This is a genomic window from Actinopolyspora mortivallis DSM 44261 (assembly GCF_000384035.1).
Lineage (GTDB): Bacteria > Actinomycetota > Actinomycetes > Mycobacteriales > Pseudonocardiaceae > Actinopolyspora > Actinopolyspora mortivallis.
Genome location: NZ_KB913024.1, coordinates 1275772 through 1301292, shown reverse-complemented (window position 1 = coordinate 1301292; position 25521 = coordinate 1275772). Strand labels below are relative to the sequence as shown.

Below are 25521 nucleotides of genomic sequence, written 5' to 3'. Positions count from 1 at the left end.
ACCGATCGGAAAGGATCTGCACGTCGTCCTCCCAGTCGCGGCAAAAATCGCTGGACCATCTTCGCGCCAGCGTCGAGGATCGGTCGGTGGCATCGCTGGGACGGCGACGTTCGAGCATGTCCGGACACTTCTAGAGCTGAAGAAAGCGAGAGCTGAGTGACTCCACTGATCAGTGGTTCGCACCTCGGTAAGAGGTACGGCGACATCACGGCCCTCGATGACTTGTCGATCACCGTCGAACGCGGTTCCATCGTCGGTCTCCTGGGACCGAACGGTGCCGGAAAATCGACATTGCTGAGCCTCCTCATGGGCGTGCGCCGCCCCACATCGGGCACGTTGAACGTCCTGGGTGGAAACCCCCGGTACCGATCCGTCCGCGAGCGGTTGGGCGTAACACCGCAGGAGAGCTCCCTTCCCGAGGCGCTGTCCGTGTCCGAGACGATCGACCTGGTCTCGGCTCATTTCAGGGATTCCGTCGACCGGGACGAATTGATCGAGGCGTTCGATCTATCCGGATTCCTGTCCAGGAGGTGCAGTGCCCTCTCAGGAGGACAGCGACGCCGCCTGGCGGTCGCCCTGGCCTTCGTAGGCAACTCCGAGCTCGTTCTGCTCGACGAACCGACTACAGGACTCGATCTGGAATCACGGCGGCTCATGTGGGACTCGATCCTGACACGTCACGCTACGGGTACCACCATCATCATCACGAGCCACTACCTCGAAGAGATCGAGGCGCTCGCGGAACGAGTGGTCGTCATCGACAAGGGTCGCGTGATTGCGGACGATGCCACTCTCAATCTCATAGGAACGTTTGCCACCAAGTCGGTCACTCTGACCACAAAGGACATAATATCGTTGCGTTCGCTTCCCTCCCTCATCGGTGCCCCCAAGGTCGGCAAGGACAACGAAGTCTCACTACGCACGAACGATTCGGACGAACTCATCCGGGAAATCGTCCGCAGTGAGATCCCGTTCTCCGAGCTGCGCGTCGACCGAGCCTCGCTGGAAGACGCTTTTATAGCCATCACGAAGGGATCCGAACACGAAGCGGAGGTACAGGATGCATAGTGTTTCTCATGAAGAGGCCACACGGGACCTGCGTCTCGTCAAAACCTACACCAAGTTCGAGATGACTCAGCTGGTCAGGTCCCCCGGCGCCATGATCTCCTCGCTGGTCTTCCCCTCACTTCTGTTCGCAGCCTTCGTTCTCCCGCAGATGACCGGAGCTCCGGATCCCCGGCACGCGACCGTCGCGGTCGCCCAGCTATGCGTATTCGCGTTCTTCACGACATGCGTCTTCCAGATCGGTTTCACCGTCGCGGAAATGCGTCACGAGGCGTGGTTCGTCTTCTTGCGGACACTTCCGGCCGGCCCGCTTCCGCGAACGGTCGGACAGATCTTCGCCACGACGGTCGTCGCGATCGCCGGTACGATCCCGATTCTGGTTCTCGGAGGACTGTTCACCGACGCCCAACTGTCTGCGGGCGCCATCGCCCGGGGAATGTTGGCGCTGCTGTGTACGACGATCCCGTTCTGCCTGCTGGGCGCATTGTTCGGATACACGCTCAGTTTGCGGACCGCTCTCGGGGTGATATCCCTGGCCAGCTTCCTGCTTGCATTCCTGGGTGGACTGTTCGTGATGCCCGCGACGCTGGGACCCGTGTTCGACTCCATCTCGATGCTGATGCCGACACGCGGCCCCAGAGAACTGGTCGCCGCAGCGTTCGTCGGCAGCCAGGTTCCGTGGTGGAGCGTCGTGAACCTGGTCGCCTGGCTACTGATCTTCACGGCAGGAGTGGTGTGGAGCTTCCGTCGCGATCAGAATGAAAGGTACCGGTAGGGGCGGTTTACGTGAGCCCAACGGGCCAGCGGGGCGATCTCGTCGACGGGGCCAAGACGAGCTCCTCCACTGTGCTCCAGGACAGAACGTCTGCCCGACCGGAAACAGCGGTTCCAGCACCGCCCCACGGCACATCGAGGAAGACGGCCAGTACGAGTGCCGGTATGTTGGCCATCGGTCCGGTGTGTTGTTGACGCTGGCCAATGTGGAATCGGATGGGCTGTGGTCTGGACAGTTGAGTAGTGTGCGGAGCACGTCGAGTTCTGAAAGATTCAAGGTGGGGCTTTCGGCCACGCCGTCAGCTTCCCGGAACCACTAGGTTCTTCGTTCGCGTCCTGACCGCTTTCTCCGACCGGGACCGCTGCGTGCAGCGTCGGGGTGCTGACCGCGCTCCGGTTACGGCGGCCTCCACAGGCGCTCGGACAACGACACCGGACGCCGAGGTGGTGGGCCGGGCAGTCGCCGTGACGTCGAAGTGCCGAGGACGACGTCGATCCCAGGAGCAGCGCATGACCACGGACGCACGTCCTGCCCGCACGTCGCGTTTCATGGACCACTACTCGAGGACCTGGTGGAGCGCCGAGCTGCTCAGCACCGTGTTGCTGGCCTGGCCCCTCTTCTTCGCCGTGCTGCGGCGGAGACTGCCACCGTGGATCTCGCTCGCGCTCGTCACGAGCCTGCTGTGCTGGGTGGCGTTCGTGGAAGCAGAGCGGTACTCGCCACGCCTCGCCACGATCGCGCTGGACTTGTGCTCGATGCTGGCCTCGACGACCGTCGGCACCGTAGGGTGCCTCATGACAACTGAACGACCGGCCGATCATGGATTCCTAGGGTGCCTCGGACCCGGTGAGGTCTCCCCATAGACCGCTGCCGTACTCGGGTGGTCGTTCGCCAGCTCGTATCCCGTCGACGACTCGGCGATACCGGGCCTGTGATGCCTTCACTCAGAGCGTGCGGGGCAGGATACGGAGGTGGTGTGGCCCGGGCAAGTGGCAGACGTCTGCGACGATCCAGGGCCGTAAGTCCTTGTTGGAGACCGGCGCTGTCGCGGCCCGAACCACCATCGTGCCTCCCACTCTCGGGTGGGAGCTTGCTGTCGTGGTCCAAGCCGGTCCGTATGGCCGATGCCTCGCTAACCGGAAGCCGGTGAGCTCTGAAACGAGACCGGTCCCATGCGGATCGCTGGGATCGCAAACAGTTTATCGGAGGGAAGGCCACTAGTGTGCTGAGTCGTTGGTCAGGTGTGTCGTATGGTGAGTTGTCCGATCGGGAGTGGGCGCGGTCGGAGCCGATGTTGCCGCAGGTCACGCCGCAGTGGGGTGGCCGGTGGCGGGAGCATCGGCAGGTGGTTGAGGGCATGATCTTCAAAGACCGCACCAGCTGCCCGTGGCGGGACGTGCCGGAGCGGTTCGGCTCGTGGCAGAGGAGCGCAGTCTCGTTTCTACCGGTGGGCCGAGGAGGGCACGTGGGAGCGCGTTCTGACCGAGCTGCAGCGGGGCTGCCGATGCCGCCAGTGAGGTGGACTGGACGCTGAGTGTGGATTCCCCCGTGATGCGGGCTCATCAAGCACGCAGCCGGGACACAAGGGGCCCGCAGGACTCGGTCGGTTTCGAGGAGGCCTGAGCACGCACCACGATTCCTCTGACCGTGCTCGAGCGTGGCCGTCCGCTGAGCATGTTGATCACGCCGGGGTAAGGTGGTGATGCCCCGCAGTGTCTGTCGTCGTTGGCGGCCGTCCGAGTTCCCTGCGCCAGGGGTGGGCATCCCCGCAGGAGACCGGTGCGGGTCATCGCCGACAAGGCCTAATCATCACGAGCGATCCGGGCTCACCTGCGGCGTCGCGGCATCGCCGTCACAATCCCGGAACCGGCCGGCCAGGCCAGACACCGCCACAGGCGAGGCTCCCGCAGCGGACGCCCACCCGCCTTCGATCCCACTGCCTATCGGCAGCGCAACGTCGTCGAACGCAGCATCAACCGCCTGAAGCAATGGCGCGGTATCGCCACCCGCTTCCACAAGAAAGCCCGATACTTCCACGTCAGCCTGGCCCTAGTCCCAGCATCCTCATCGGGCTCCGCACCTGATCCATCAGTCACGCCCCAGGCCGCCGAGACCGCATCTCCCGCCGCACGACCGGCATTGCAGACGTCTCCTCAGCGGCGGCTCCCGCCGCGCGGTGCGCCTCCAGCGCGGCAACGCGCTGCCAGGTCGACCGCACAGCACCACCGGCGAAAGCCCGCGCGGCCTCCACAGCAGCACGCGGCCGCCCATCCCCGGGACAGACCTCCTCGAAGACCGCGAGAACGTCGCGCGCACCGTCGACCGCGTAACGCGCCACCACCCGCAACTCCCCCACGGTCAACGCGACATCACCCGAAGCGCTCGACACACACTCCAAGCCCGCCCCCCGGCGGACAGGAGGGCCTACCTACCATCCGTGATGGCGGGCAGGCCTCGAGAGAAAGACAGCGGCACCAACTGTCCGGGAAGGACCGGAGGACAGCTCCGGGTTCTAACCCTGTGCGGCCAGTGGGTGGTCTTCTCCGGTCAGGGCGGTCAACGCCGTGGCGATTTCGGGGAGTCCGGCGGGAACGCAGGTGGCCGTGGCCCCGTCCTGGCCGGCGTGGTCGGTGTGGCCGGCATAGGCCCGGGCCACCGCGTAGCCGAGAAGTGGCGCTCCACCCACGTCAGCGTGGTGTGCCGCAGCCAGTGCGTGCTGACCTGCTGGATGGCCACCCACGACACATGCTGCCCCAGCCGATGCCACACGTGGTCATACCGGCGATGCGTCAACGGGTTACCACCGCGGTAGCGCAGCACCCTCCCGTCACCAGCCACATGCGCGCTCCGCTGGTCGGCGTGCTCGCGCAAATGCCGCATGAGTGTCGGCGAGACCGGCTGCCACCGCATCCGCATCATTCTTCTCCCGCAACAACACCAGACACTGATCCACATCCAGATCAGCCACCCTCAACGCCAGGGCCCCGCCCCGGCGGCAGGCCGTCTCGGTGTGCAACCGCACCAACAACGCATCCAACGCCGGATCATTACCCGTCGAGGCGGCCACCCGGTTCACCTCCGCCACCGGCTGCTCAGCCGACCCCCGGCACATACTCGACGAACCTCGGCACCACACAGGAACCCGCCGCGGACCCGACCAGATCCTCCGGCGCCACCCCCATCCGCGCCAACACCAACCGAGCCGCCTCCAGCTCCGACGGACCGGGACCAACACTGCCGGACTGCTCCCCGGGATCACTCATCGGGGCTCAGCCCCGACACGGCCGCGTGCCGCTCGGCCACCACCGGCGGGTGCACCAGGAGCACTCCCTGCCACGCCGACCACCACCCCGGCGGTCACAGCACGGCCCACACACAGCCAACGCGTCAACACACGAAAAAAGCGGCACCCACGGTGCCGCCACAACAAATCTTCGCCCCCCGCGTATCGGGGAAATCTCCCCTGACAGTGTGTCGGAGGGGGGACTTGAACCCCCACGACCATTAATAGGTCACTAGCACCTCAAGCTAGCGCGTCTACCGTTTCCGCCACTCCGACGTGCAGCCTGACCGGAATTCCCTTTCGGCCCCTCGCTGCGTTGTGACACCACGATAACCGATCGGTTCCCCCACCCGTTAACCGCCCCCCTCGTCCCGACCATGGATGGTAGAAAGGCCAGGTGAGCGCACATGTTGATCCCGAAAACGGCGGCTCGGCCAACAGCGACCCGGGCCTGCGACGCGCCGAGGACGAGGTCGTCGACCTCGCCTCCGAACTGATCCGTTTCGACACCACCAACACCGGCGATCCGGACACGCTCAGCCCGGAACGCCCCGCGGCCGAGTACGTCGCCGAGAAACTGGGCGAGGTGGGTTTCGAGACCACCTACGTGGAGTCCGGCGACACCCCGGGGCGGGGCAACGTGATCGCCCGTCTGCCCGGGGCCGACCGGCAGCGCGGCGGGCTGCTGGTGCACGGTCACCTGGACGTGGTCCCGGCCGAGCCCACCGAGTGGTCGGTCCACCCCTTCTCCGGCACGGTGCGGGACGGCTACCTGTGGGGACGCGGGGCGGTGGACATGAAGGACATGGTCGCCATGACCCTGGCCAGCGCCCGCCGTCTCAAACGCGACGGCATCACCCCCCAACGCGACCTGGTGTTCGCCTTCCTCGCCGACGAGGAAGCCGGGGGGCTGCAGGGTGCCCAGTGGCTGGCCGACCACCGCCCCGAACTGTTCGAGGGCTGCACCGAGGCCGTCAGCGAGGTCGGAGGGTACTCGGTCACCTTCGAGGACGGGGTCCGCGCCTATCTGATCCAGACGGCGGAGAAGGGCATCCGGTGGCTCAAACTCCGGGTCCGCGCCCGCGCGGGACACGGTTCGATGGTGCACGAGGACAACGCGGTCACCAAGCTGGCCGAGGCGGTGGCCCGCCTCGGCAACCACCGCTTCCCGATCGTGCTCAACGACAGCGTGCGGGAGTTCCTCGACGGGGTGACCGAACTGACCGGCTGGGAGTTCCCGGAAGACGACCTCGACGGGGCCCTCGCCAAGCTCGGTAACCTCTCCCGCATCATCGGCGCCACCGTGCGCGACATCGCCAACCCGACGATGTTCAACGCGGGTTACAAGGCCAACGTCATCCCCTCCGTCGCCGAGGCCTCGGTGGACTGTCGCATCCTGCCCGGCCGGGAGGAGGCCTTCGACCGGGAGCTCGCCGAGATCCTCGGCCCCGAGGTGGAACGCGAGTGGGTCGGGCTTCCCCCGGTGGAAACCCGCTTCGAGGGCCAGTTGGTGGAGTCCATGAGCCGTTCCCTGCTCACCGAGGACCCGGCCGCCCACACCCTGCCGTACATGATGTCCGGCGGCACCGACGCCAAGTCCTTCAGCAGGCTGGGCATGAACTGCTTCGGCTTCGCCCCGCTGCGGCTTCCCCCCGACCTGGACTTCTCCGCCCTGTTCCACGGGGTGGACGAGCGCGTTCCTGTGGACGGTCTGCGCTTCGGCACCAGGGTGCTGGACCACTTCCTGCGTACCGCCTGACCCCGGAAGGCCCCTCCCGCGGCACAGCCACGCGCCGTGCCGCGGGCCCCGCCCGCCGACCAACACGGACACGACCGCTGCGGAGGTGCTCTCGGATGCACACGGAATCCGCTTCCGACGCCGATCACACCCTGGCCCGGTGGAGCGCGAGCTATCTGGAACACCTCCAGGCCCGGAAGATGGCCGAGAACTCGCTGCGCGCCTACCGGCGGGACCTGGAGTCGGTGGCCACGGAACTGGCCGAGGTCACCGGCCGCCGGAGAGACGAACTGTCGCTTTCCGAGGTCACCTCCCACTCGCTGCGGTCGGCCTTCGCCCGTTACGCCGCCACCCGCTCGGCCTCCTCGGTGACGCGGGCGTGGTCGAGCTGGAACGGGTTCTTCCGTTTCCTCGTGGTGGAGGGAGCCAGTTCGGGAAACCCGATGCCGGTGGTGCCCAAGCCACGCACCACGGAGACCACGCCGAAACCGCTGGAGGGTGAGCAGACCCCGGAAAGGCTGCTGCGCTCGGTGGCCCAGGGGGCGCGCAAGGCCCGCGACCCGTGGCCGGAACGGGACCTGGCGGTGCTGGCGACCCTGCTGTGCACCGGGCTGCGCTCGGCCGAACTGCTCGATCTGACCGTGTCCTGCCTGGCCGGGCGGCGCGGGGAACGCAGGCTGCACGTACGCGGCAAGGGCGGGGTCAACAGGTCCGTGCCGATCGACGAGTCCCTCGAGGGGATTCTGGAGGACTATCTGGACAGTCGCAGACGACGTTTCGGGCGACGCCTGCCCGGAGCCGAGCCGCTGTTCGTCAACCACCGCGGTGAGGCGCTGCGCCGCGGTGGTCTGCAGTACCTGGTACAGCAGTCCCTGAAGGCCGCCGGGGTTTCCGACCGGGTGCGGCGCGGGGCGATGGTGCACGCGCTGCGGCACACCTTCGCCACCAGACTGGCCGAGGACGGCGCCAACGCCGCCGAGATCGCGAAACTGCTCGGGCACGCCTCGATCAGTTCCAGCCAGTCCTACATCGACGTCACGGCCCGAGAACAGCGGCTGTCCGTGCGGGCCAACCGCACCAACCGGGTGTTGGGCGAACTCACCTCCCGCCGACAGGACGAGTGAGTCTCATCCTCCCCAACCTCCGGCCCCTTCGACCAGGGCGGAGACCGCGCCGTCGACGTCGGCGACCACCAGTGTCCTGCCCAGCGTGTCGTGGTGACCCTGCTCCAGCACCGAGCCTCCGATTTCGGGGACCCGTTCGGCGGCGCGGTCGAGCTCGTCGACGGTGAAGTAACACAACCACCCGGTTCCCGCGACGGAACCACGCTGGGCGGTCCGGCCCGCTATCGCCGAGTCCCGCACCGTGTAGAGGGCGCCCGGCGGCCCCTGCCGCACCGACCAGAACAGCGAACCGCTCCAGAACTCGTCGGCCGAGCGTTCCTCGCTCGTGTGTAGTTCGATCCAGCACGGCTCCCCCCGCCGGGGACGGGGTGCCCACGGCCCGTGCTGGGCCCGCCCGGTGACCATGCTGGCCGGGGTGTCCTCGGGTCCGGTGAGTTCGGCGGTCTCGGAGGCTCCCGCGAACACGGGACGCCATCGCGGGGTTTCCCCCGGGGAACCGTCGGCACGTACCGTCGCGCACCTGCGCTCGCCGACCCAGCATTCGAAGCCGTGCTCGGACCGCAACACCGTCCAGTCCAGCAACCTTCGGTAGAACAGCGCGGTTTCCGCGGGGTCGGCAGAGCGCAGTTCGGCACGGCGCAGACCACAGACCGTCGAGTGAGGAGGCAACTTCGTAACTTTCTGGCCGGACCTGGAGCGACCGTCGACACCCTCGCACGATGTCGATCACTCCGTTGGGGCAAAGTTCGGCGTCTCATCCTGACCGCGTCCGACGGGCACGGCAATGCTCCGTTCGGACGAACGTCGCCGCGCGTTCACCGGATACGTTCCAGATCCCGTGCGCTGTCCAACAGTCGCTGGGCCAAAGCGTGCACCTCCTGTGGTCGGGCTCCCTCTCCGGCCGCCGTCGCCACGTCCTCGGCGGCGCACCTCAGTTGGAACAGCCGGTCCTGCAGACTGTCCAGTTCCCCGGCGGAGAGCACCACGGCATCCTCGGGAAGTCCGCCACGCTGCACCGCGGCACGGCGTTCGTAGGCTCGCTGCCTGCAGGACTGGGCGCAGTACATCCGGGGGCGACCGACGTTGCCCGCACCGGGTATCCGGCGGCCACACCACGAGCAGTGCCGGGGTGGACCACTTCGCGTGCCGAGTGACTCGGTGTCCGATGTCGTCTCCACGGACGACCACGCTAGTCCGAAACAGGCTCATTTGCTGAGGCGCCACGCCGAAAAAATCCCCGCCTCCTTCGGATTCTCGTAGCATCCCGCACGGCGGACGCGCCCGTGCCCTCGACGGCCCGGGCCGTCCTCGCCCTCCCGAGCGGCTGGTCAGACGAACACACGAGAGATGGGGACGATGTTCACAACGCTATCCTCCGCCCTCGACCACCCCTTCCTGCGCGGCCCGTATCCCCGTGCCTTCGCCCACCGCGGCTGGCACATCGGTGACCTGCGGGGTATGGAGAACTCGTTGAGCGCCTTCCGCCGCGCCTTCGCGGAGGGATACCGATACCTGGAAACCGACGTGCACGCCACCAGTGACGACCACGTGGTGGTGCATCACGACCCCGATCTGGGCCGCACCACGGACGGACGGGGAAGGATCCGGCGACAACCCTGGTCCCGGGTGCGCACGGCCCGGATCGCGGGGCGGGAACGGGTCTGTTCCCTGGACGAGCTCCTCGAGGAACTGCCCGGGGCACTGCTCAACATAGACGTCAAGGCCGACTCCGCGGTGGTGCCGACACTGCGCACCATCCGCAGGCACGACGCCTGGCACCGGGTCTGCCTGGCCGGCTTCGACGACAGACGCCTGCGGATGTTGCGCCGCAACGGCGAGGCCCGACTGCTGACCTCCATGGGCCCGGGCTCGGTGGCGTGGCTGTGGGTCGGTTCCCGCCCGGTGGTCGGCCCCGTGGCGAGATCTGTGGGCTCGGTCCTGACACGGGGGGCGGCCGCCCAGGTTCCCCGCGGATGGGGCGGGTTGCGGGTGGTGACACCGCGCCTGGTGGAGCTGGCCCGCCGGTGGGGGACCGAAGTGCACGTGTGGACGGTGGACGAGGCCGAGGAGATGGCGCGGCTGTTGGATCTGGGGGTGGACGGGGTGTTGACCGACCGGCCGGACGTACTGCGCGAACTGCTGCGTTCCCGGGGGCAGTGGCCCGAGACGCGGGAGGACTTCCCCGGCGTTCCCGCCTCCACGGCGGAGAAGTCGAAGGTCTGAGTGGAACTACGCATTGTCCCGTCCAGTGGTGACCGAGAAAGGTACTCGGGGTAGTCGCCACGGCAGGTCACACGAGGACGGGACACGCATGCACGCCGACCGCGCGGAGACAGCGCCGGGAAACGTCCGCCGCGACGCACAACGGGGCTGGTGTTGGTACGACTGGGCCAACTCGGTGTTCCCCACCTCGATCACCACCGTCTTCCTCTCGCTGTACCTCACCGAGGTGGCCACCAGGGCCGCCGAGTCCGATGTGGCCCGCAACGGGAGCGCGGCGTGCCCGGATGGGGACGCGCTGCGCCGGTGTGACGTGGCCTTCCTCGGTTGGCACTTCCCGGCGGGGTCCCTGTGGGGCTATCTGCTGTCGGTGGCGGCGGTGCTCCAGCTGCTGGTGCTTCCGCTGGCCGGTGCGGTGGCCGACCGCACCGGTGACAAACGCGGAATGCTCGGCCTGTTCGCCTTCGGCGGGGCCGCCGCGACCACGCTGTTGGCGTTGACCGGGGGGAAGGAGTGGCAGCTGGGGGCCGCGCTGTTCGTGGTGGCCAACGTCTGCTTCGGCGCGGCCGTGGTGGTCTACTACTCGCTGCTTCCGGAGATCGCCACCGCCGACGAGCGCGACGGGCTCTCCGCGCGCGGTTGGGCCTTCGGCTACCTGGGGGGTGGGACCGCGCTGGCGTTGCATCTGGTGCTCTACACCGGACACGGGGTGCTGGGCATCGAGCGGGAGACGGCGGTGCGGCTGGTCTTCGCCTCATCGGGTGTGTGGTGGGCGGTGTTCACGGTGTTCCCGTTGGTGTTGTTGCGCGGGCACGCCTCCCCCGCCGGGGGCGGTTCCCCCGTGGGAACGTCGACGTTGCGGGGCGGTTTCCGCCAGTTGGCGACGACCCTGCGTCAGGCGCGGCGGCTGCCGCTGACGCTGGCCTTTCTGGGTGCCTACATGGTGTTCACCGACGGGATCAGCACCGTGTTCAAGGTTTCCGCCCAGTACGGCAACGTGGAGTTGGGGCTGAGCCAGGACGTGCTCATCGGCACGATCCTGGTGGTGCAGTTCATCGCCTTCCTCGGCGGACTGCTGCACGGTTGGGTGGCCGCCCGCATCGGGGCCGGGAGAACCGTCGTGACCAGTCTGTTGGTCTGGATCGCGGTGCTGACGGCGGCTTTCCACACCCGGGAGGGGGAGCCGGCTCAGTTCTACGCGGTGGCGGCCGGGATCGGGCTGGTGCTGGGCGGCACCAACGCGTTGTCCCGGTCGCTGTTCAGCCAGATGATTCCCCGGGGCAGGGAGGCCGAGTACTTCTCCCTGTACCAGATCGGCGAACGGTCGACCTCGTGGGCGGGTCCGCTCGTGTTCGCGGCGGTGGGGCAGGCCACCGGCTCGTTCCGGTTGGCGATCCTCTCGTTGATCGGGTTCTTCGTCGTCGGCCTGGTGCTGTTCTGGCCGATTCCCCTGGAACGTGCCATTCGCGAGGCGGGCAACGAGCCCCCGGCGAAACTGTGAACGTGCCCGGGCCCGGACCGTGCTCGCGGGCCGTCGTCCCGCCCCCGTAGGACCAGGGGGTTGCTCCACAACGGTGAGGGAGGGTTCCCCCGTGGCCCATGGTGCGGCATATTCCAGTACCTTCCGTCACCACCGGAACAGGAACCACCACAAACACGAAGAGTGAATACAACTTTGTCCGTCACCAGAACGGAGGACGTGATATCGCTCCCAATCTCGTTCGTGACCGCGTCCGCACTTGGTCATGACGCCGGGTGCTCTGGCACTATCACCCGTTCGGACGCACCTGTGGGTCACAAGAGGGATAACGCGTCATGAACGTTCCGCTGATGCATCCCACGGGTAGTCAACGCTGTTGACGAGTGAATGCCGTCACCGACGGCAACCAAAACCCCCAAACCGGGAACAGACGACACCCCCCTGTCGTTGCACTCGGTGAGCAAAGCCCCCGGAACCCCCGGGCCGAAGCGAAAGGAACCGTCATGGCCGATCGCGTTCTGCGTGGCAGCCGGCTCGGAGCAGTCAGCTACGAGACGGACCGTAACCACGACCTCGCACCGCGCCGGACGGTGCGCTACGCCTGCTCCAAGGACCACGAGTTCGAGGTGCCCTTCTCTGACGACGCCGAGGTCCCCACGACCTGGGAATGCCGCCTGCACGGCACCGAGTCGAAGATCGTCGACGGCAGCCAGCCGGAACAGAAGAAGGCCAAACCGCCGCGCACCCACTGGGACATGTTGCTGGAACGCCGCAGCATCCCCGAGCTCGAAGAACTGCTCAACGAACGGTTGGAGGAGCTGCGCTCCCGTCGCAGCCGGTCCGGAGACAGCGCGAACTGACCCAGCGCACGCGGACTCGGGCGCCCGGTTGCCCGGCGAACCGGGCGCCGGCGAGGAACCGACCACACCTCAACGCCGGAGCACGCCGGAACTCCGCAGGACGGCGCGGAGCCTGTTGCCCCACCGGCGCGCCCCCCATCCGGTCACCCGCAGCAGAGCCTCCCGGACGATGGCCCCGTTCATCTTGGACTGGCCGTTCTCCCGTTCCACGAACGTGATCGGGACCTCCACCACGGACCTGCCCGTGTCCAGCACCCGCACGGCCAGGTCCACCTGGAAGCAGTATCCCTGGGAGGCCACCGTGTGCAGGTCCACCTCACGCAGCACCTCGCTGCGGTAGGCCCGGAAACCCCCGGTGAGGTCGTTGACCGCCACCCCGAGGGCCCACTTGGAGTAGACGTTGCCGCCACGGGACAGCAGCGAGCGGTACCACGGCCAGTTCACCACCCTGCCGCCGGGAACATAACGTGAGCCGAGAACAGCCCCCACGTCACGGCGGAACAACGTCTCCAGCAAGGCGGGGAGCTGCTCCGGAGAGTGTGAACCGTCCGCGTCCATCTCCACGATCGCCTGATACCCCCTCCGCAGGGCCCAGTCGAATCCGGCCACGTAGGCGGCCCCCAGACCGGCCTTGCCGGTGCGGTGCAGCACGTGGACCCGTGCGTCCTCGGCGAGCCGGTCGGCGAGCTCCCCCGTACCGTCCGGGCTGTTGTCGTCGACGACCAACACGTGCACCCGGGGAAGGGCGTCGCTGAGGCGGCGCACTATCGGCCGCAGGTTGTCCCGCTCGTTGAACGTGGGGATCACCACCAGCGTGTGCGGGTGGTCCCCGGAAACCCCCGAGTTCCGCGGCTCACTCATTCCTGTCTCCTCGCCTGCTCACCGCCGTCCGACACCTCCGCGCCCGCCGTGGTCTCCCACCACACACGGCCGTCACCACACCACTCATCCCCCGCGTCCGGGACGGCGAGTCCGCCACGCGCTCCAGGCCACCGCGAACAGCCCGAGTACGACCACACCCCAGGTGACGTACGCGCCGAACCGGGTGGCCGGAGTGGTCGAGGAGCGCAGCGGAACCTCGTCGACGAGCGTCTCCGCGGTGAACAGGTCCGTCCGGTGGGCCACGCTCCCGTCCGGGCGGACGATGGCACTGACCCCGCTGGTGGCCGCGACCAGCATCGAACGCCCGTGTTCCACGGCCCGCAACCGTGCCATCGCCAGTTGTTGGTAGCTCATCTCCGAGGGGCCGTACCAGGCGTTGTTGGTGGGCAGGGCGAACAGCTCGGCACCGGCTCCGGCCGCCTCGCGGAACACGTCGTCGTAGGCCACGTCGTAGCAGATCCCCACTCCGAGCCGCACCGGCCCACTCGGAAGGACACCCGGCTCGTCGGCGGGGACCATGTCCCGGTCGAAACGGCGCACGAACGGGCTCACCGCCCCGGCCACCGAACGCAACGGGATCTTCTCCGCGAAGGGGACGAGGTGCTGTTTGACGTACTCCGCGCCCGCCCCCTCGGGACGCCAGGTGATGACACGGTTGCTGAGCTCCCCGTCCGGGCCGCGGGCGAGTCCACCGACGACCACGGGCACACCGAGTCGTTCGGACACGCGACGCAACGCGGGGTCCTGTCGCTCGGGTCCCCACGAACCGACCTGTTCCGGCAACACCACGACATCGGGGCGGGGCACCCGGCCCGCCTCCACGTCCGCGGCGAGTTCCCGGGCGGCCCGGACGTGGTTGACGTACAGCTGCCGGTCCCGGTGCAGCAGGTCCAGCCCCACGTCGGGGGCGTTGCCCTGTACGACGGCCACACGCGCGGTCCCCGTCTCTGGCCCCGTGCCCAGAGTGGGGGTCAGCGCCGCGCCGAGCGTCACCGGCACCAGCGCGAGCACCGCCGGAACCAACCGTCGCGCCGAGCGCCGCGCCGTGCTGAGCTCGGAGGAGTGCCCTTCGCGTCGTGGTCGTGGCAACAACGCCACGAGCCCGGCCAGTCCCGTCCCACTCAACGCCACGCCGAAACCGACCAGACTCGCCCCGCCCAGGGAGGCCAGCGGCAGCAGTGCCCCCTCGGCCTGGGTGAAGGCCAACCTTCCCCAGGGGAAGCCGCCGAAGGGCACCGCGGAACGCAGCAACTCGGCCGTCAGGAACACAAGGGCCTGCCACAGCGGAGCCGCGGGCAGCCGACGCACCCACGCCATGCCGACCCCGGCCAGACCGAAGAACAGGGCCTCGACCAGCCCCACCCCCAACCAGGGCCACGGACCGAACTGCTCGCCCAGGAAGTCCAGCAGCCAGCTCAGCAGCGGCAGCATGTAGGCCAGTCCGAAAACCACTCCGTACCCGAAGGCCGCGCGGAGCCCCCGCCGGTGGAGCACACCGGTGAACACGGCCAGCGCCAGCGGTGCCAGCCACCACAGCTGGCGGGGCGGGGTGCACCAGTAGAGCGCTCCGCCGGCCAGCACGGCGGCGGCGACGCGCGGGAGCACCCGGAGGATGCGGTGCCCACCGGACGGGTCGGAAACGAGACCACCGCCGCTGTTGCGGCGGTTCTCCGAGTTCACCTTGGGGGTAACCAACGATCAACCTTCGCGACGGAGGAACGGTCGGCCACCGTAGACGATGACGCACGCCGCGAATCTACTCCGCCCCCTCGCGAGGGTCGTGCCCGGAAAACCTCCCGGCGGGTGCGGCACCGTCCGGCCGCCTCAGTCCTCGTCCCCCCGGTCCCGACGGTGGATCGTCTCCCCGCGCAGCACGGTACGCAGACAGCGTGGTAACCGGGCCTCCGGTGAGACGTCCGGCAGGGCGGGCACCCCGGAACGAGGGTCGGTAGACCACCGACGCACCCGCGAGTCCTGACCGGCCGGCACGAGCTCGTCCACGCTCCACACCGCGTACGTGGCCGGAGCCCCCGGGACCAGGGTTCCGGTCAGCCCGTCGACCACCCCGGCGGCGCGCCAACCGCCCCGGGTGTGCGCGTTGAACGCGGCCCGCGGGGAGATGCCGAACCCTTCCGTACGGTGGTGCACCGCCGCCCGGATCGCCTCCCACGGGCCCACCCTGGTGACAGGAGCGTCCGAGCCGAAGGCGAGCACCACCCCCTGGGAGGCGAGTTCGGAGAAGGGGTTCAACCGGGCGCCGCGTTCCGGGCCGAGCCGGCTGGCGTACATGCGTGAGGTCCCGCCCCAGGCGGCGTCGAAACACGGCTGCACCGAGGCCGTCACTCCGTATCCGGCCAGTTCGGCGGCGAGTTCCCCGTCGATCATTTCGAGGTGTTCCAGTCGGTGACCGCCACCGGCCAGGGCGGGGGTTCCGAGTACCTCGGCGGCTCGACGGAACCCCTCTCCCACCTCGGCCACACCGGCGTCGCCGATCACGTGGAAACCGGCCTGGATCCCGTTCCTGGTGCAGTCGACGAGATGTTCGGCGATGGCGTCGGCGTCCAGATAGAGCACCCCGGAGGTTCCCGGCGCGTCGGAGTAGGGCTCCCGCAGCGCGGCGGTCCGCGACCCCAGGGCCCCGTCCACGAACAGGTCCCCACCGAGGCCACGAACCCCCAGTTCCCGGGCGGTGTCCAGAGCCCCGAGCTCACCCCAGTAGCCGACCACCTCGGGAACCCCTCCCTGCGCGGAGAGCCCGAGCAGGTCGGCCAGATCGTCCGCGCCGGAGATGTCGGGGCCGGCACACTCGTGCACGCTGGCTATCCCCTGTGCCGCCGCGTGCCGGAGGAAGGCCGCCTGGGCCTCCCGGCGCTGGGCTGGGCTCAGTGACTCGCGGGCGGCGCTGCGCGCGTGATGGTGGGCGACCCGGGTCAACGGCCCCTCCTCGTCCCACCCCTCGGCCCCTCGGGCGAGGGGGGCGCGTTCCACCAGGGCGGTGGAGACCAACGCCGAGTGCACGTCGACCCGGGACAGGTACACCGGCGCTCCCCGCGCGGCCTCGTCGATCTCGGCGCGTGTGGGCGGACGCTGCTCGGGCCACCAGCTCTCGTCCCAGCCGTGTCCCCAGACCAGTCGTCCCGGGTTCTCCGCGACGTAGTCCCGCAGCGCGTGCAGGAACTCCGTCAGGGAGGCACACCCGGTGAGGTCGAGTCCGTTGAGCAGCAACCCGCTCGAGGTCGCGTGTACGTGGGAGTCGACGAACGCGGGAGCGACGAACGCGCCACGCAGATCGACGATCTCGGCTTCCGGATGCAACGCGCGACCGACCGGGTCTGTTCCGACCCAGGCGATCGTGCCGTCGGTGACGGCCATCGCGGTGGCATCCGGGTTACCCGGCGAATAGATGTGCCCGCCGAGCAAGAGCATGGTGTCGGACATGTATCGGACCCTGACCCCTGTCATTCACCATCGCGTGTGCAAACTGCGCAAACCGTCCGACCGTCGTCCGGCACGTCGTCACCACGCGCCGGGAACTTCCGACGCGGCCCGCCGTCGTCGGTCGCGATCGTCGTGAGTAGCTTAACCCGCCCCTGTCGGAGGCATGACACAGCCGACCCGCTCAGCGGCGGTCCCGCTCTCCGTTGCCCTCGGAATACGGCGGCTCCTGCGTCTGACCGGGCAGCTCGGGCCCCGAGGATTCGGAGTGGTGTTCGTCATCCTCGGTGACCGAGACCACCTCACCGTCGATCACGTCCTCGCGTCCCCGCCGGTCACGTGTCCGCGTGGACTCCGTGTGGACGAACGCACCGGGATCGAATCCGGCGGCTCCGAAAGCGCTCATCCGTTCCCGCATGTGCTGTTCCATGCGCTGCTGTCTGCGTTGCGCACCGCGTCGCAGCGGCCCGCGCAGCAGGGCCCTCGTGGGCGGGAACAGCAGCAGCAGACCGAGCAGGTCACTGACCAGGCCGGGCAGCAGGATCAGCAACGCCGCCGCCCCGACGAACATCCCGTCGGAGATCTCCCGTTCCGGGGGACGACGCAGTCGAGCGGCCTCGCTGAACTCGCGCAGGGTTCTGCGTCCCTCCCTGCGCAGCAGCCACGAACCGAGCAGCGCGCCCGCGAGCAGCAGACCGAGGGTGGGCAGGGCCCCGATGGCCTGGCCCACGAGGACGAGCACGCCGACCTCGACGGCGACACCGACGAGCAGCAGAACGAATAGGGGCACGTCGCGCTGGCACCTCCGCTTACGGGCTGTTTCCCGGACAACGCTCGGGAGCACGAAAATACTCCCGCTCGGGAGAATCGTGGGAGTACGGACACCGGAACCGCCCGTACCGATCTTCCCGCCGAACACCGTGCCGTTCTCCCCCTGCGGCACCATAGACTTCCCGAGTGATGTGGACACGCCCGGCGAAACTCACGGCCCTGCTGCTGGCTGTCAGTGTGTTCGCGCTGGTTCTGCTGGTCAGCGACCGGCCCGTACCCACTCCCCCTCCCAGACCCGAACCACAGCTGCCCCGGGCCGTGGTCACCATGGGGGACAGCACCCTCTCCGGCGAAGGAGCGGGTGACTACCTTCCGGGCACGAACGGGCGCGACGGCAACTGGTGCCACCGCTCCCCCGAGGCCGTGGTCCACCAACTGCGGCTGCCCGAGGACGTGACCAGGATCAATCTGGCCTGCTCGGGTGCGGGGGCCGGCCAGGTGGGGCTGACTCCCCGAGGGAATCCGGTGGAGGGGTCCCAGGCTGCCCGGCTGGCCGAGCTGACCGAGCGCTACCGGATCACCGACGTGGTGGTGGCCGTGGGGGCCAACGACGATCCCGACTTCGTCGGCGTGCTCGACGCCTGCGTGCGCGCCTGGGTGGAACGTGCGGAGGGCGGCTGCTCGCGGCGGCTGCGCGAGCGGTGGCCGGAGCGGGTGGAGAACATGCGGCCCAAGGTCTCGGAGGCGTTGTCCGACGTCCGCTCCGTGATGCGCCGGGCCGGCTACGGCAGGGGGGACTACTCCCTGGTGTTGCAGTCCTACGCCTCCCCCGTCGCCCCCGGCATCCGCCCCGACCTGCAGAACCTGTCCGGATGTCCGTTGCGCACCGAGGACGTCCGTTGGGTCCACCGCACCGCGGTACCCCAGCTCTCCGACGCCCTGCGGAAGGTCGCCCGTGCCCAGGGGGCACGGTTTTTGGACCTCTCGCGGGCCGGCAACGGGCACGAGGCGTGCACGGCCGACTCCGCCGCCACCGCCGAGACCGAGTGGTTCCGCAGGCTGTCGGTGGACTGGAACTCCCTGGAGCACGAGGAGCGCGCTCCCCACGCGATGCAGGAGTCCTTCCATCCGAACGCGCGGGGCTACGCGCGCATCGCCGACTGCCTGAGCGAGTTCCTCACGGGGTCCCGGCGAAGCGCGGCCTGCGTCCCGGACGGACGGGGCGGGCTACGGCTGGCGGGTTCCGCACGCGTCTCCGGACAGGGGTGAGCGCTACGGACGGGCCACCGCGAAGGCCTTGACGAACAGGAAGACCGGTTTGGTGCTCAACTCGGCGTAGGCGTCCGGGGACAACCGGGACAGCTCGGGCAGCGGTCGCGGCTCGTCCACGGTGTCCACGACGAACCCGGCCCGGTGGAGCTGCTCGAACACCGCGGAGAGGGGTCTGCGGTAGAAGGAGACCTCGACGTCCTGTCCGCCCACCGGCCAGGTTTCCGAGACGAGCTCGGTGCTCAGGTAGTCCGGCCTGCCCTGGCCCTGCCAGTCCGCGGCCGGATGGTGTACGGAGAAGACCAGTTCCCCGCCCGGGACCAGGCAGCGGCCGAGCTCGGTGAGCAGACCGTGCCAGTCCGGCAGGTAGTGCAGCACCAACGAGGCCACCACCAGGTCCACACCGGCGGTGGGCACCATGTCCAACGGTTCGGACAACTCGGCCACCTCGAACCTGGCACGGCCCCCCAGACGGGCCCGGGCGAGTTCGACCATGCGCGGCTCGCGGTCCACCCCCGTCACCGTCGCTCCCCGGGCCACCAGCTGTTCGGAGAGCACGCCCGCCGCGCACCCGAGGTCGAGCACCCTCCTGCCGCTCACGTCCCCGGCCAGCGCCAGGATCGCCGGACGGTCGTAGTAGGCGTTCGCCGGGCTGTGCTCGGAGTGCCGCGCGTAGGCCTCGGCGAACTGCTCGTAGAGCGTGTTGTGCGCCACTCGACCACGGTAGACGAACACCGGCCGGTCCTCATCGCGAACGGCACTCGCCCGGTCGACTCCGGCGACCGGAGTCGACCGGGTGGGTGTTCGCGGTCACGGCCGTGTCCGAACCCGGTCGAAGACGCTCCGGGGCCTAGAGCTCGGGAGCCCGGTTCTCGAACGGCGTGGACAGCACCACCGTGGTCCGGGTGGAGACCTTCGCCGCCTCCCGGATCTTGCGCAGCAGCTCCTCCAGCGCCACCGGTGAGGCCACACGCACCTGCAGGATGTAGGACTCGTCGCCGGCCACCGAGTAGCAGGACTCGATCTCCGGAAGGTGTTCCAGCCGCTGTGGGTAGTCGTCCGGCGCCGCCGGGTCGGTCGGGGTCAGCGAGATGAACGCCGTCAGCGGCAGTCCGATCTGCTCGCCGTCGACCCTGGCCGTGTATCCGCGCAGCGCGCCCCGCTGTTCCAGCCTGCGGACGCGCTGGTGCACGGCGGAGACGCTGAGTCCCACTTTCTCGCCCAGCTCGGTGAAGCTGCAACGGCCGTCCCGCAGCAGCTCCCGCAGTATCGCCCGGTCGGTGGCTTCCAGCTCGGGGCTCTGCGGGGCGTTTCGCTCCGTCACGTCGGTAGCACCACCAACTCGTGCGGCTGGTTGTTCAGGCTCTCCACACCCTGCTCGGTCACCACGACGATATCCTCGATCCGTGCTCCCCAGTGTCCCTGCTGGTAGATGCCCGGTTCGATGCTGAACGCCATTCCCGGTTCGAGCACGATGTCGTTACCCCCCATGATGTAGGGCTCCTCGTGCACGTCCAACCCGATACCGTGACCGGTGCGGTGGACGAAGTACTCCCCGAACCCGGCTTCGGTGATCGGTTGCCTGGCCGCGGCGTCCACCTGGGCGGCCGTGGCCCCCGGCCGGACGGTCTCGACCGCGGCACGCTGGGCGGAACGCAGCACCTCGTAGGTCTCGCGCACGTCGGAGTCCCTGGGCTCGCCGAGGGAGTAGGTCCGGGTGCAGTCCGAGTTGTAGCCGCCGGGCAGGGGGCCACCGATGTCCACGACCACCACATCGCCCTCACGGATGACCCGGTCGGACAGCGCGTGGTGGGGACTGGCCCCGTTGGGACCGGAACCGACGATCACGAACTCGGCCGCGGAGTGCCCCTCCCGCACGATGGCTTCGCTGATGTCGGCACCCACCTCGGCCTCGGTGCGGCCGACCCGCAGGAACTCGCCCATGCGGGCGTGCACCCGGTCGATGGCCGCGCCCGCCTCACGCAGCGCCCGGATCTCGGCGGCGTCCTTGCGCATCCGCAGCTCCCGCAGCACGGATCCGGCCAGTACCTGCTCGGCGTCGGGCAGGGCCGCGCGCAGTGGCAGGGTGTGCAGTGCGGGCATCGCGTCGGCCACGCCGACCCGTGTGGGTTCCGCGCCGCCACGACGCAGCAGATCGGCGACCATACCGTGAGGATCCTGCCCGTCCACCCAGGTCGCGATCTCCACGCCCAACTGTTGGGCGGGCACCTCCGCGTAGCCGAGCTCCTCGAGCTTGGGAACCACCAACACGGGGGAGGCCGCACTTCCGGCGGCCGGAAGTACCAGGCAGCTGAGCCGTTCGAAGGACTCGCCGTCGACCCCGACGAGGTATCCGAGGTCGGATCCGGGCGAGATCAGCAGCGCGTCGATGTTCGCGCCGGCAGCGGTCTCGGCGGCGCGCTGTAGCCGCGCCGAGAGAACGGTTGGGTCCTGCTTCGTTGCACCGGTGGACATGGCTCAACCCTAAAGAGTCCGCGCGGAACGGGCTGTCGGGGTGGTCGGGTCGCGGCACGTGCGGGGTGCCCGCCCCTTCGTTCCGGGCTCGGAGCCGCCCACGGCGGTGCGGGGCCGCAGCGCCCCACGGGAGGAGAAAGGCGCTCGGCGGCCCCGGCCCGCTCATCGTCCCGCTCGGCGGGCCTCCGTACCCACAACACGGAGATGACGGGTTGCCCAACTCCGTCCGGCCGCACGGTTTTCGCCCGTGGAAACCGTGTCAGCGAAGGCGGGCCTTCCCCTCACGGTTCCGGCCCGGTAGCTGCCTCCGGTGGTTCACGGCCTCAGTTCACGCACCTCCAGTTCGGCCAGTACCCTGCCGCCGGAACAGAAGCCACGGCCTCCGTCGTCCTCCTCGGAGGGAAAGACCAGGTCGGTCAGTACCACCGAACCGTCGTCGCCGAACACCTCGACTCCGCAGTGGTCCAGCAGGATCCGCAGCCGCACCCTTGTCCCGGACACGGACAGCGAGGTCTCGTGCCGCGCGGGGAAGTCCTCGGAGATCCCGGCCTCTCCGGAGTCGGTGCGGTCCACGAAGAGGGTCTGGGCGCGGGCGTCGTAGCCGACGCGGGTGCGGTGCCGTGGCCCGAGGAAGACGTCGAACCCGAACTCCGGCAGACCGTCGAGGACCTCGAAATCCGCGCTGATGTCCAGCGCCCTGCCCCGGAAGCGGGGGGCCTTCGCTTTCCCCACGAGCACACCTCTCCAGCGGCGTCGTCGGCCGTGGGCGAACTCCACCTCCCGCGCGGGACGCTGCACCAGCCGCGGCCCGGATCCGGTTCCGGTGAGCCCCACCTCCCGGGGAACGGTCATCGTGCCGCGCCACGGACGGGTGGGGGTGTTCGACGCGTAGTTCCAGTTGCTCATCCAGCCGAGCCACAGTCTGCGTCCGGGTGTCCCGTACCAGGACTGGCAGGCGTAGAAGTCCGCGCCGTGGTCCGCCCACAGCACCCGGTCCGGGGTGTTGTCGTTGACGAAGACCCTCCCGTCGAAGTCCCCCACGAAGTACTGGGTCGCCGAACCACCGGCGGGACCCCCCGGGTTGATGCTGACCACCAACACCCATCGACGTCGTCGCTCGTCACCGTCCACGGGCAGTTCGAACAGGTCCGGGCACTCCCACACACCGCCGTGCGCCCCCTGGTCGGCGCCGAAGTCACCGACCCGTGTCCAGGTCAGCAGGTCGGTGGAGGAGTAGAACAACACGCGGTCGCCCGCGGCGAGCAGCAGCACCCACGTGCCCGTGGGCTCGTGACGGATCACCTTGGGATCGCGGAAGTCGGCGAAGCCCGGGTTGTCGACCACCGGGTTGCCCGGGTACTTCGTCCAGGTCCGACCGTTGTCCGCGCTGTGGGCCAGACTCTGGGTCTGTGTGGCCCCCGCGCTCGTGTAGTAGGCCACGATTCCGGAGCCGCCACCGAACAGGCCACTGGTGTCGTGTTCGTCCACCACGGCGCTGCCCGAGAAGATCTCTCCGAGCTCGTCGGGGTGCAGGGCCACCGGCAGGTGCTGCCAGTGGACCAGGTCGGTGCTGACCGCGTGTCCCCAGCTCATGTCGGCGTGGTCGATGCCGTGGGGGTTGTGCTGGAAGAAGAGGTGGTACTCGCCCCGGTGGTGGACCAGACCGTTCGGATCGTTCATCCAGTTGTTCTCGGGCGTGAACCGGACCAGTGGGCGCCAGTGCCCGGTGCTCTCGGGACGCCGCCGCGCGGCGGCTCCCGTCGGCGCCAGCCCGGTTCCGAGCAACGCCGCCGTCCCGGTGAGGAAACTCCGCCGCGCGGCGGGACGTTTCCACACGCCTTCGGTGTTCGCGTGTTCCACGGTGCCTCCAGGGTTGGCTTCGTCACGACGGACTCATCCGGCTGGTTCGGCGTCCAGGTCCCGTCCCAGCAGTTCCACCAGTTCGTCCAGCACGGACTCGCCGGTCTCGACGTCGGGGGTGTGCAGTTCGACCTCGTCGCCGTGCTCGGCTCCCAGTCCCATCAGCCCGAGAACGCTGGCCGCCTCCACCGGCTCCCCGGCGACCCCGTCGGTGACCTTGCTGATCCGCACCGACACGGGATGGGCGGCCACCGCCTTGGCGAACAGGGCCGCCGGACGGGCGTGCAGCCCGACACGGGAGGCGATGGTGACCCGACGTTGTGGCATGGTTGCGCTCCTTCCGTGGTTCTCGCGGTCCGCTCTCACGCGGCCGCCGTGGTGGACTCGGCGTTCTCGTCCCCGTCGAGGGCCCGCGCGCCCTCGCGGGCGAAGGACTTGGCCGCCGTCACCGCCAGCGCGGCCAGCAGCACTCCGAGTGCGACCGCCAAGGCGTACAGTCCCGGCTTGCCCACCAGCGGGAACACGAACAGCCCTCCGTGCGGGGCACGCAGCGTCGCTCCGAACAACATGGACAGTGCTCCCGTCCCCGCCGATCCGAGGATCATGCTCGGGATGACCCGCAGCGGGTCGGTGGCGGCGAAGGGGATCGCCCCCTCGGTGATGAAGGAGGCGCCGAGCAGCCAGGCCGGGCGGGCGCTGTCCCGTTCGGCGGCGGTGAACAGTCCCGCGCGCACCGTCGCCGCCGTGGCCAGCGCCAGGGGCGGCACCATTCCCGCCCCCATGACCGCGGCCATGATCTGTAGTGCCGTGTCACTTCCGGTGGTCAGACCACCGACCGCGAAGGTGTAGGCCACCTTGTTGACCGGACCGCCCAGGTCGGAGGCGATCATGCCGCCGAGCAGCGCGCCGAGCAGCACCGCGTTGGCCCCGCCGAGTCCGTTGAGCCAGTCGGTCAGCGCGGTCATGAGCGCGGAGAGCGGGGTGCCCAGCACCACGAACATCAGTACGCCGACGACCAGGGTTCCCACCAGGGGCAGCACCACCACGGGCATGATCCCCGCCATCACCCGGGGAACCGGCACCCGGCGCAGTCCCCCCACCACGACTCCCGCGAGCAGTCCGGCCACCAGACCGCCGAGGAAACCGGCACCCACGGAGACGGCCGCCGCACCACCGACGAAACCGGGGGCCAAGGCGGGCCGGTCGGCCATCGCGTAGGCGACGAAACCCGCCAGGACGGGAACGAGGAAGTCGAAGGCGGTGGTGCCGATCTGGTTCACCAGGGCGGCCCAGCTGGTGAGGGTGGCCGGATCGAAGTGCTCGGTGACGTCGGGAGCCTCGGTGATCCGGTAGCCGCCGAACGCGAAGCTCAACGCGATCAACAGTCCTCCGGCGGCGACGAACGGGATCATGTAGCTCACGCCCGTCATCAACCACTGACGCAGCCGGGTGGCCGCTCCGGTGTGTCCGGCGTCCGGTTCCGGCGTCTCCTCGTGTCGTGTCTGTGGTGCGGCGCCGACCGTCGTGTCGGCCTCGGCCGCTTCGGCGGCACGTCGCAGCAGCTCGGCCGCGTTCTCCACGGCCTGTTTGACCGTGCCCTCCACGAGTGGTTTGCCCGCGAACCGTTCCCGGCCGTTCACTCCCACGTCGGCGGCCAGGACCACCACGTCGGCCTCGTGGACCTCCCGCGTCGACAGTGGTTCGGAGCCGGCGGAGCCCTGGGTCTCCACCGAGATCTCGTCCCCTCGTTCGACGGCGGCCTGTTCCAGGGCCTCGGCGGCCATGTAGGTGTGCGCGATTCCCGTGGGGCAGGCTGTGACCGCGACGACTCTCATGGACTGACCTCCCGGCGCACGTACTCGGCGATCTCGGACGGCTCGGTGGCCTCCAGCAGGGTCCGGGTGAACTCCGCGCGCACGAGCCTGCGGGCCAGCGCGGCCAGCACCGACATGTGCTCGGAGTCCCCGCCCTCGGGGGCGGCGATGAGAAAGACCAGTCGGGCCGGGCCGTCCTCGGCTCCGAAGTCCACCCCCTCCGGGCACCGCCCGAAGGCCAGGGTGGGTGCGGTCACGGCGGCGGAGCGGCAGTGCGGGATCCCGATGCCGCCGCGCATCCCCGTGGCCATCTGCTTCTCCCGCTCGGCGACGTCGGCCACGAACCACTCCAGGTCCGTGACGCGTCCGGCGGTGACCAGTCGTTCGGCCAGGCCTCGTACCGCCGCGTGACGGTCGGGGACACGGAGGTCGAGGTCGACGAGATCGGCGGTGATGAGCTCGTTGTTCAC

Annotated in this window: 24 protein-coding genes, 1 tRNA gene and 2 pseudogenes; 10 read left to right on the top strand and 17 right to left on the bottom strand. The window is 69.1% G+C overall.

The features are described from left to right. The first annotated feature begins 156 nt into the window (after positions 1 to 156). The 4 genes and pseudogenes from ACTMO_RS0106400 to ACTMO_RS24035 all read left to right on the top strand — a co-directional run. Positions 157 to 1068 (top strand): ABC transporter ATP-binding protein, encoded by a 912-nt coding sequence (locus ACTMO_RS0106400; RefSeq protein ID WP_019853841.1) that lies wholly within the window; start codon positions 157 to 159, stop codon positions 1066 to 1068. After that, the gene (locus tag ACTMO_RS20480) at positions 1061 to 1840 is read left to right on the top strand and encodes an ABC transporter permease (RefSeq protein WP_019853840.1); all 780 of its coding nucleotides are present in this window, start codon (positions 1061 to 1063) and stop codon (positions 1838 to 1840) included. Before ACTMO_RS0106400 ends, ACTMO_RS20480 begins: the two co-directional genes overlap by 8 nt. A gap of 509 nt (positions 1841 to 2349) precedes the next feature. Further along, positions 2350 to 2703 (top strand): hypothetical protein, encoded by a 354-nt coding sequence (locus tag ACTMO_RS22825; RefSeq protein WP_157062807.1) that lies wholly within the window; start codon positions 2350 to 2352, stop codon positions 2701 to 2703. Positions 2704 to 3131: 428 nt separating this feature from the next. Further along, positions 3132 to 3892, top strand: a pseudogene (locus ACTMO_RS24035) (IS5 family transposase); the annotation flags it as partial. 40 nt (positions 3893 to 3932) lie between these two features. Here ACTMO_RS24035 and ACTMO_RS21665 read toward each other — a convergent pair. The 4 genes and pseudogenes from ACTMO_RS21665 to ACTMO_RS0106370 form a co-directional block, all read right to left on the bottom strand. Continuing rightward, positions 3933 to 4229 (bottom strand): putative immunity protein, encoded by a 297-nt coding sequence (locus ACTMO_RS21665; RefSeq protein WP_157062806.1) that lies wholly within the window; start codon positions 4227 to 4229, stop codon positions 3933 to 3935. 123 nt (positions 4230 to 4352) lie between these two features. Continuing rightward, a pseudogene (locus ACTMO_RS24030) lies at positions 4353 to 4991 on the bottom strand (tyrosine-type recombinase/integrase); the annotation flags it as partial. Beyond that, positions 4933 to 5103, bottom strand: a complete 171-nt coding sequence (locus tag ACTMO_RS22815) for a hypothetical protein (RefSeq protein WP_019853837.1) — start codon at positions 5101 to 5103, stop codon at positions 4933 to 4935. The pseudogene ACTMO_RS24030 and the gene ACTMO_RS22815, both read right to left, overlap by 59 nt. 209 nt (positions 5104 to 5312) lie before the next feature. Further along, positions 5313 to 5399 (bottom strand) — tRNA-Leu (locus ACTMO_RS0106370). 121 nt (positions 5400 to 5520) lie between these two features. Here ACTMO_RS0106370 and ACTMO_RS0106365 point away from each other — a divergent pair. Together ACTMO_RS0106365 and ACTMO_RS0106360 are read left to right on the top strand one after the other, a co-directional pair. After that, entirely contained in the window at positions 5521 to 6882 is a 1362-nt protein-coding gene (locus ACTMO_RS0106365; protein ID WP_019853836.1) for a M20/M25/M40 family metallo-hydrolase, read from the top strand. A gap of 95 nt (positions 6883 to 6977) precedes the next feature. Further along, entirely contained in the window at positions 6978 to 7985 is a 1008-nt protein-coding gene (locus ACTMO_RS0106360; protein WP_019853835.1) for a tyrosine-type recombinase/integrase, read from the top strand. A gap of 3 nt (positions 7986 to 7988) precedes the next feature. On the opposite strand, the gene ACTMO_RS0106355 is transcribed toward ACTMO_RS0106360, so the two are convergent. Beyond that, positions 7989 to 8654 carry a VOC family protein gene (locus ACTMO_RS0106355; RefSeq protein WP_019853834.1) on the bottom strand — a complete coding sequence of 222 codons (666 nt, stop codon included), beginning with the start codon at positions 8652 to 8654 and terminating at the stop codon, positions 7989 to 7991. A gap of 146 nt (positions 8655 to 8800) precedes the next feature. Then, complete coding sequence (locus ACTMO_RS0106350) at positions 8801 to 9163, bottom strand: hypothetical protein (protein ID WP_084792070.1); 363 nt, start codon at positions 9161 to 9163, stop codon at positions 8801 to 8803. A 169-nt stretch (positions 9164 to 9332) separates the two neighbouring features. Between ACTMO_RS0106350 and ACTMO_RS0106345 the strand changes: the two genes are divergently transcribed. The 3 genes from ACTMO_RS0106345 to ACTMO_RS0106335 all read left to right on the top strand — a co-directional run bounded on the left by ACTMO_RS0106345 (position 9333) and on the right by ACTMO_RS0106335 (position 12545). Beyond that, positions 9333 to 10208 carry a glycerophosphodiester phosphodiesterase family protein gene (locus ACTMO_RS0106345; protein ID WP_019853832.1) on the top strand — a complete coding sequence of 292 codons (876 nt, stop codon included), beginning with the start codon at positions 9333 to 9335 and terminating at the stop codon, positions 10206 to 10208. Positions 10209 to 10296: 88 nt separating this feature from the next. Then, positions 10297 to 11706 carry an MFS transporter gene (locus ACTMO_RS0106340; RefSeq protein ID WP_019853831.1) on the top strand — a complete coding sequence of 470 codons (1410 nt, stop codon included), beginning with the start codon at positions 10297 to 10299 and terminating at the stop codon, positions 11704 to 11706. Between the two features lie 482 nt (positions 11707 to 12188). Further along, entirely contained in the window at positions 12189 to 12545 is a 357-nt protein-coding gene (locus tag ACTMO_RS0106335; RefSeq protein ID WP_019853830.1) for an RNA polymerase-binding protein RbpA, read from the top strand. Between the two features lie 69 nt (positions 12546 to 12614). Here ACTMO_RS0106335 and ACTMO_RS0106330 read toward each other — a convergent pair whose 3' ends face one another. The 4 genes from ACTMO_RS0106330 to ACTMO_RS0106315 all read right to left on the bottom strand — a co-directional run bounded on the left by ACTMO_RS0106330 (position 12615) and on the right by ACTMO_RS0106315 (position 17652). Further along, complete coding sequence (locus ACTMO_RS0106330; RefSeq protein WP_019853829.1) at positions 12615 to 13406, bottom strand: polyprenol monophosphomannose synthase; 792 nt, start codon at positions 13404 to 13406, stop codon at positions 12615 to 12617. Positions 13407 to 13490: 84 nt separating this feature from the next. Continuing rightward, a complete protein-coding gene (gene lnt, locus ACTMO_RS0106325; RefSeq protein ID WP_245556054.1) occupies positions 13491 to 15122 on the bottom strand; it encodes an apolipoprotein N-acyltransferase in 1632 nt (543 codons plus the stop codon). Between the two features lie 129 nt (positions 15123 to 15251). Beyond that, complete coding sequence (locus tag ACTMO_RS0106320) at positions 15252 to 16865, bottom strand: amidohydrolase (protein WP_019853827.1); 1614 nt, start codon at positions 16863 to 16865, stop codon at positions 15252 to 15254. 181 nt (positions 16866 to 17046) lie between these two features. Beyond that, positions 17047 to 17652 carry an FxsA family protein gene (locus ACTMO_RS0106315; RefSeq protein ID WP_019853826.1) on the bottom strand — a complete coding sequence of 202 codons (606 nt, stop codon included), beginning with the start codon at positions 17650 to 17652 and terminating at the stop codon, positions 17047 to 17049. A gap of 170 nt (positions 17653 to 17822) precedes the next feature. Between ACTMO_RS0106315 and ACTMO_RS0106310 the strand changes: the two genes are divergently transcribed. Further along, the gene (locus ACTMO_RS0106310) at positions 17823 to 18902 is read left to right on the top strand and encodes a GDSL-type esterase/lipase family protein (protein WP_019853825.1); all 1080 of its coding nucleotides are present in this window, start codon (positions 17823 to 17825) and stop codon (positions 18900 to 18902) included. A 3-nt stretch (positions 18903 to 18905) separates the two neighbouring features. On the opposite strand, the gene ACTMO_RS0106305 is transcribed toward ACTMO_RS0106310, so the two are convergent. From ACTMO_RS0106305 to ACTMO_RS0106275, 7 genes are all read right to left on the bottom strand, one after another. Then, entirely contained in the window at positions 18906 to 19616 is a 711-nt protein-coding gene (locus tag ACTMO_RS0106305) for a class I SAM-dependent DNA methyltransferase (protein ID WP_026448936.1), read from the bottom strand. 136 nt (positions 19617 to 19752) lie between these two features. Then, on the bottom strand, positions 19753 to 20226 hold the full coding sequence (locus tag ACTMO_RS0106300) for an Lrp/AsnC family transcriptional regulator (RefSeq protein WP_019853823.1): 474 nt from the start codon (positions 20224 to 20226) through the stop codon (positions 19753 to 19755). Further along, on the bottom strand, positions 20223 to 21377 hold the full coding sequence (locus ACTMO_RS0106295; RefSeq protein WP_019853822.1) for a M24 family metallopeptidase: 1155 nt from the start codon (positions 21375 to 21377) through the stop codon (positions 20223 to 20225). The genes ACTMO_RS0106300 and ACTMO_RS0106295 overlap by 4 nt, the downstream gene beginning before the upstream one ends. Before the next feature lie 315 nt (positions 21378 to 21692). Further along, positions 21693 to 23237: a glycoside hydrolase family 32 protein gene (locus ACTMO_RS0106290; protein ID WP_019853821.1), complete on the bottom strand. Its 1545-nt coding sequence runs from the start codon at positions 23235 to 23237 to the stop codon at positions 21693 to 21695. Between the two features lie 33 nt (positions 23238 to 23270). Next, entirely contained in the window at positions 23271 to 23564 is a 294-nt protein-coding gene (locus ACTMO_RS0106285) for an HPr family phosphocarrier protein (protein WP_019853820.1), read from the bottom strand. A gap of 35 nt (positions 23565 to 23599) precedes the next feature. Continuing rightward, the gene (locus ACTMO_RS0106280; RefSeq protein ID WP_019853819.1) at positions 23600 to 25072 is read right to left on the bottom strand and encodes a PTS fructose transporter subunit IIC; all 1473 of its coding nucleotides are present in this window, start codon (positions 25070 to 25072) and stop codon (positions 23600 to 23602) included. Next, positions 25069 to 25521 (bottom strand): PTS sugar transporter subunit IIA, encoded by a 453-nt coding sequence (locus tag ACTMO_RS0106275; protein WP_019853818.1) that lies wholly within the window; start codon positions 25519 to 25521, stop codon positions 25069 to 25071. Before ACTMO_RS0106275 ends, ACTMO_RS0106280 begins: the two co-directional genes overlap by 4 nt.

Bases quoted from the DNA above. Each gene is read 5' to 3' on its own strand.
- ACTMO_RS20480 (WP_019853840.1), top strand. From the start codon at position 1,061: ATGCATAGTGTTTCTCATGAAGAGGCCACACGGGACCTGCGTCTCGTC.
- ACTMO_RS22825 (WP_157062807.1), top strand. From the start codon at position 2,350: ATGACCACGGACGCACGTCCTGCCCGCACGTCGCGTTTCATGGACCAC.
- ACTMO_RS22815 (WP_019853837.1), bottom strand. From the start codon at position 5,103: ATGAGTGATCCCGGGGAGCAGTCCGGCAGTGTTGGTCCCGGTCCGTCG.
- ACTMO_RS0106360 (WP_019853835.1), top strand. From the start codon at position 6,978: ATGCACACGGAATCCGCTTCCGACGCCGATCACACCCTGGCCCGGTGG.
- ACTMO_RS0106345 (WP_019853832.1), top strand. From the start codon at position 9,333: ATGGGGACGATGTTCACAACGCTATCCTCCGCCCTCGACCACCCCTTC.
- ACTMO_RS0106340 (WP_019853831.1), top strand. From the start codon at position 10,297: ATGCACGCCGACCGCGCGGAGACAGCGCCGGGAAACGTCCGCCGCGAC.
- ACTMO_RS0106335 (WP_019853830.1), top strand. From the start codon at position 12,189: ATGGCCGATCGCGTTCTGCGTGGCAGCCGGCTCGGAGCAGTCAGCTAC.
- ACTMO_RS0106330 (WP_019853829.1), bottom strand. From the start codon at position 13,406: ATGAGTGAGCCGCGGAACTCGGGGGTTTCCGGGGACCACCCGCACACG.
- ACTMO_RS0106320 (WP_019853827.1), bottom strand. From the start codon at position 16,865: ATGTCCGACACCATGCTCTTGCTCGGCGGGCACATCTATTCGCCGGGT.
- ACTMO_RS0106310 (WP_019853825.1), top strand. From the start codon at position 17,823: ATGTGGACACGCCCGGCGAAACTCACGGCCCTGCTGCTGGCTGTCAGT.
- ACTMO_RS0106295 (WP_019853822.1), bottom strand. From the start codon at position 21,377: ATGTCCACCGGTGCAACGAAGCAGGACCCAACCGTTCTCTCGGCGCGG.
- ACTMO_RS0106285 (WP_019853820.1), bottom strand. From the start codon at position 23,564: ATGCCACAACGTCGGGTCACCATCGCCTCCCGTGTCGGGCTGCACGCC.
- ACTMO_RS0106280 (WP_019853819.1), bottom strand. From the start codon at position 25,072: ATGAGAGTCGTCGCGGTCACAGCCTGCCCCACGGGAATCGCGCACACC.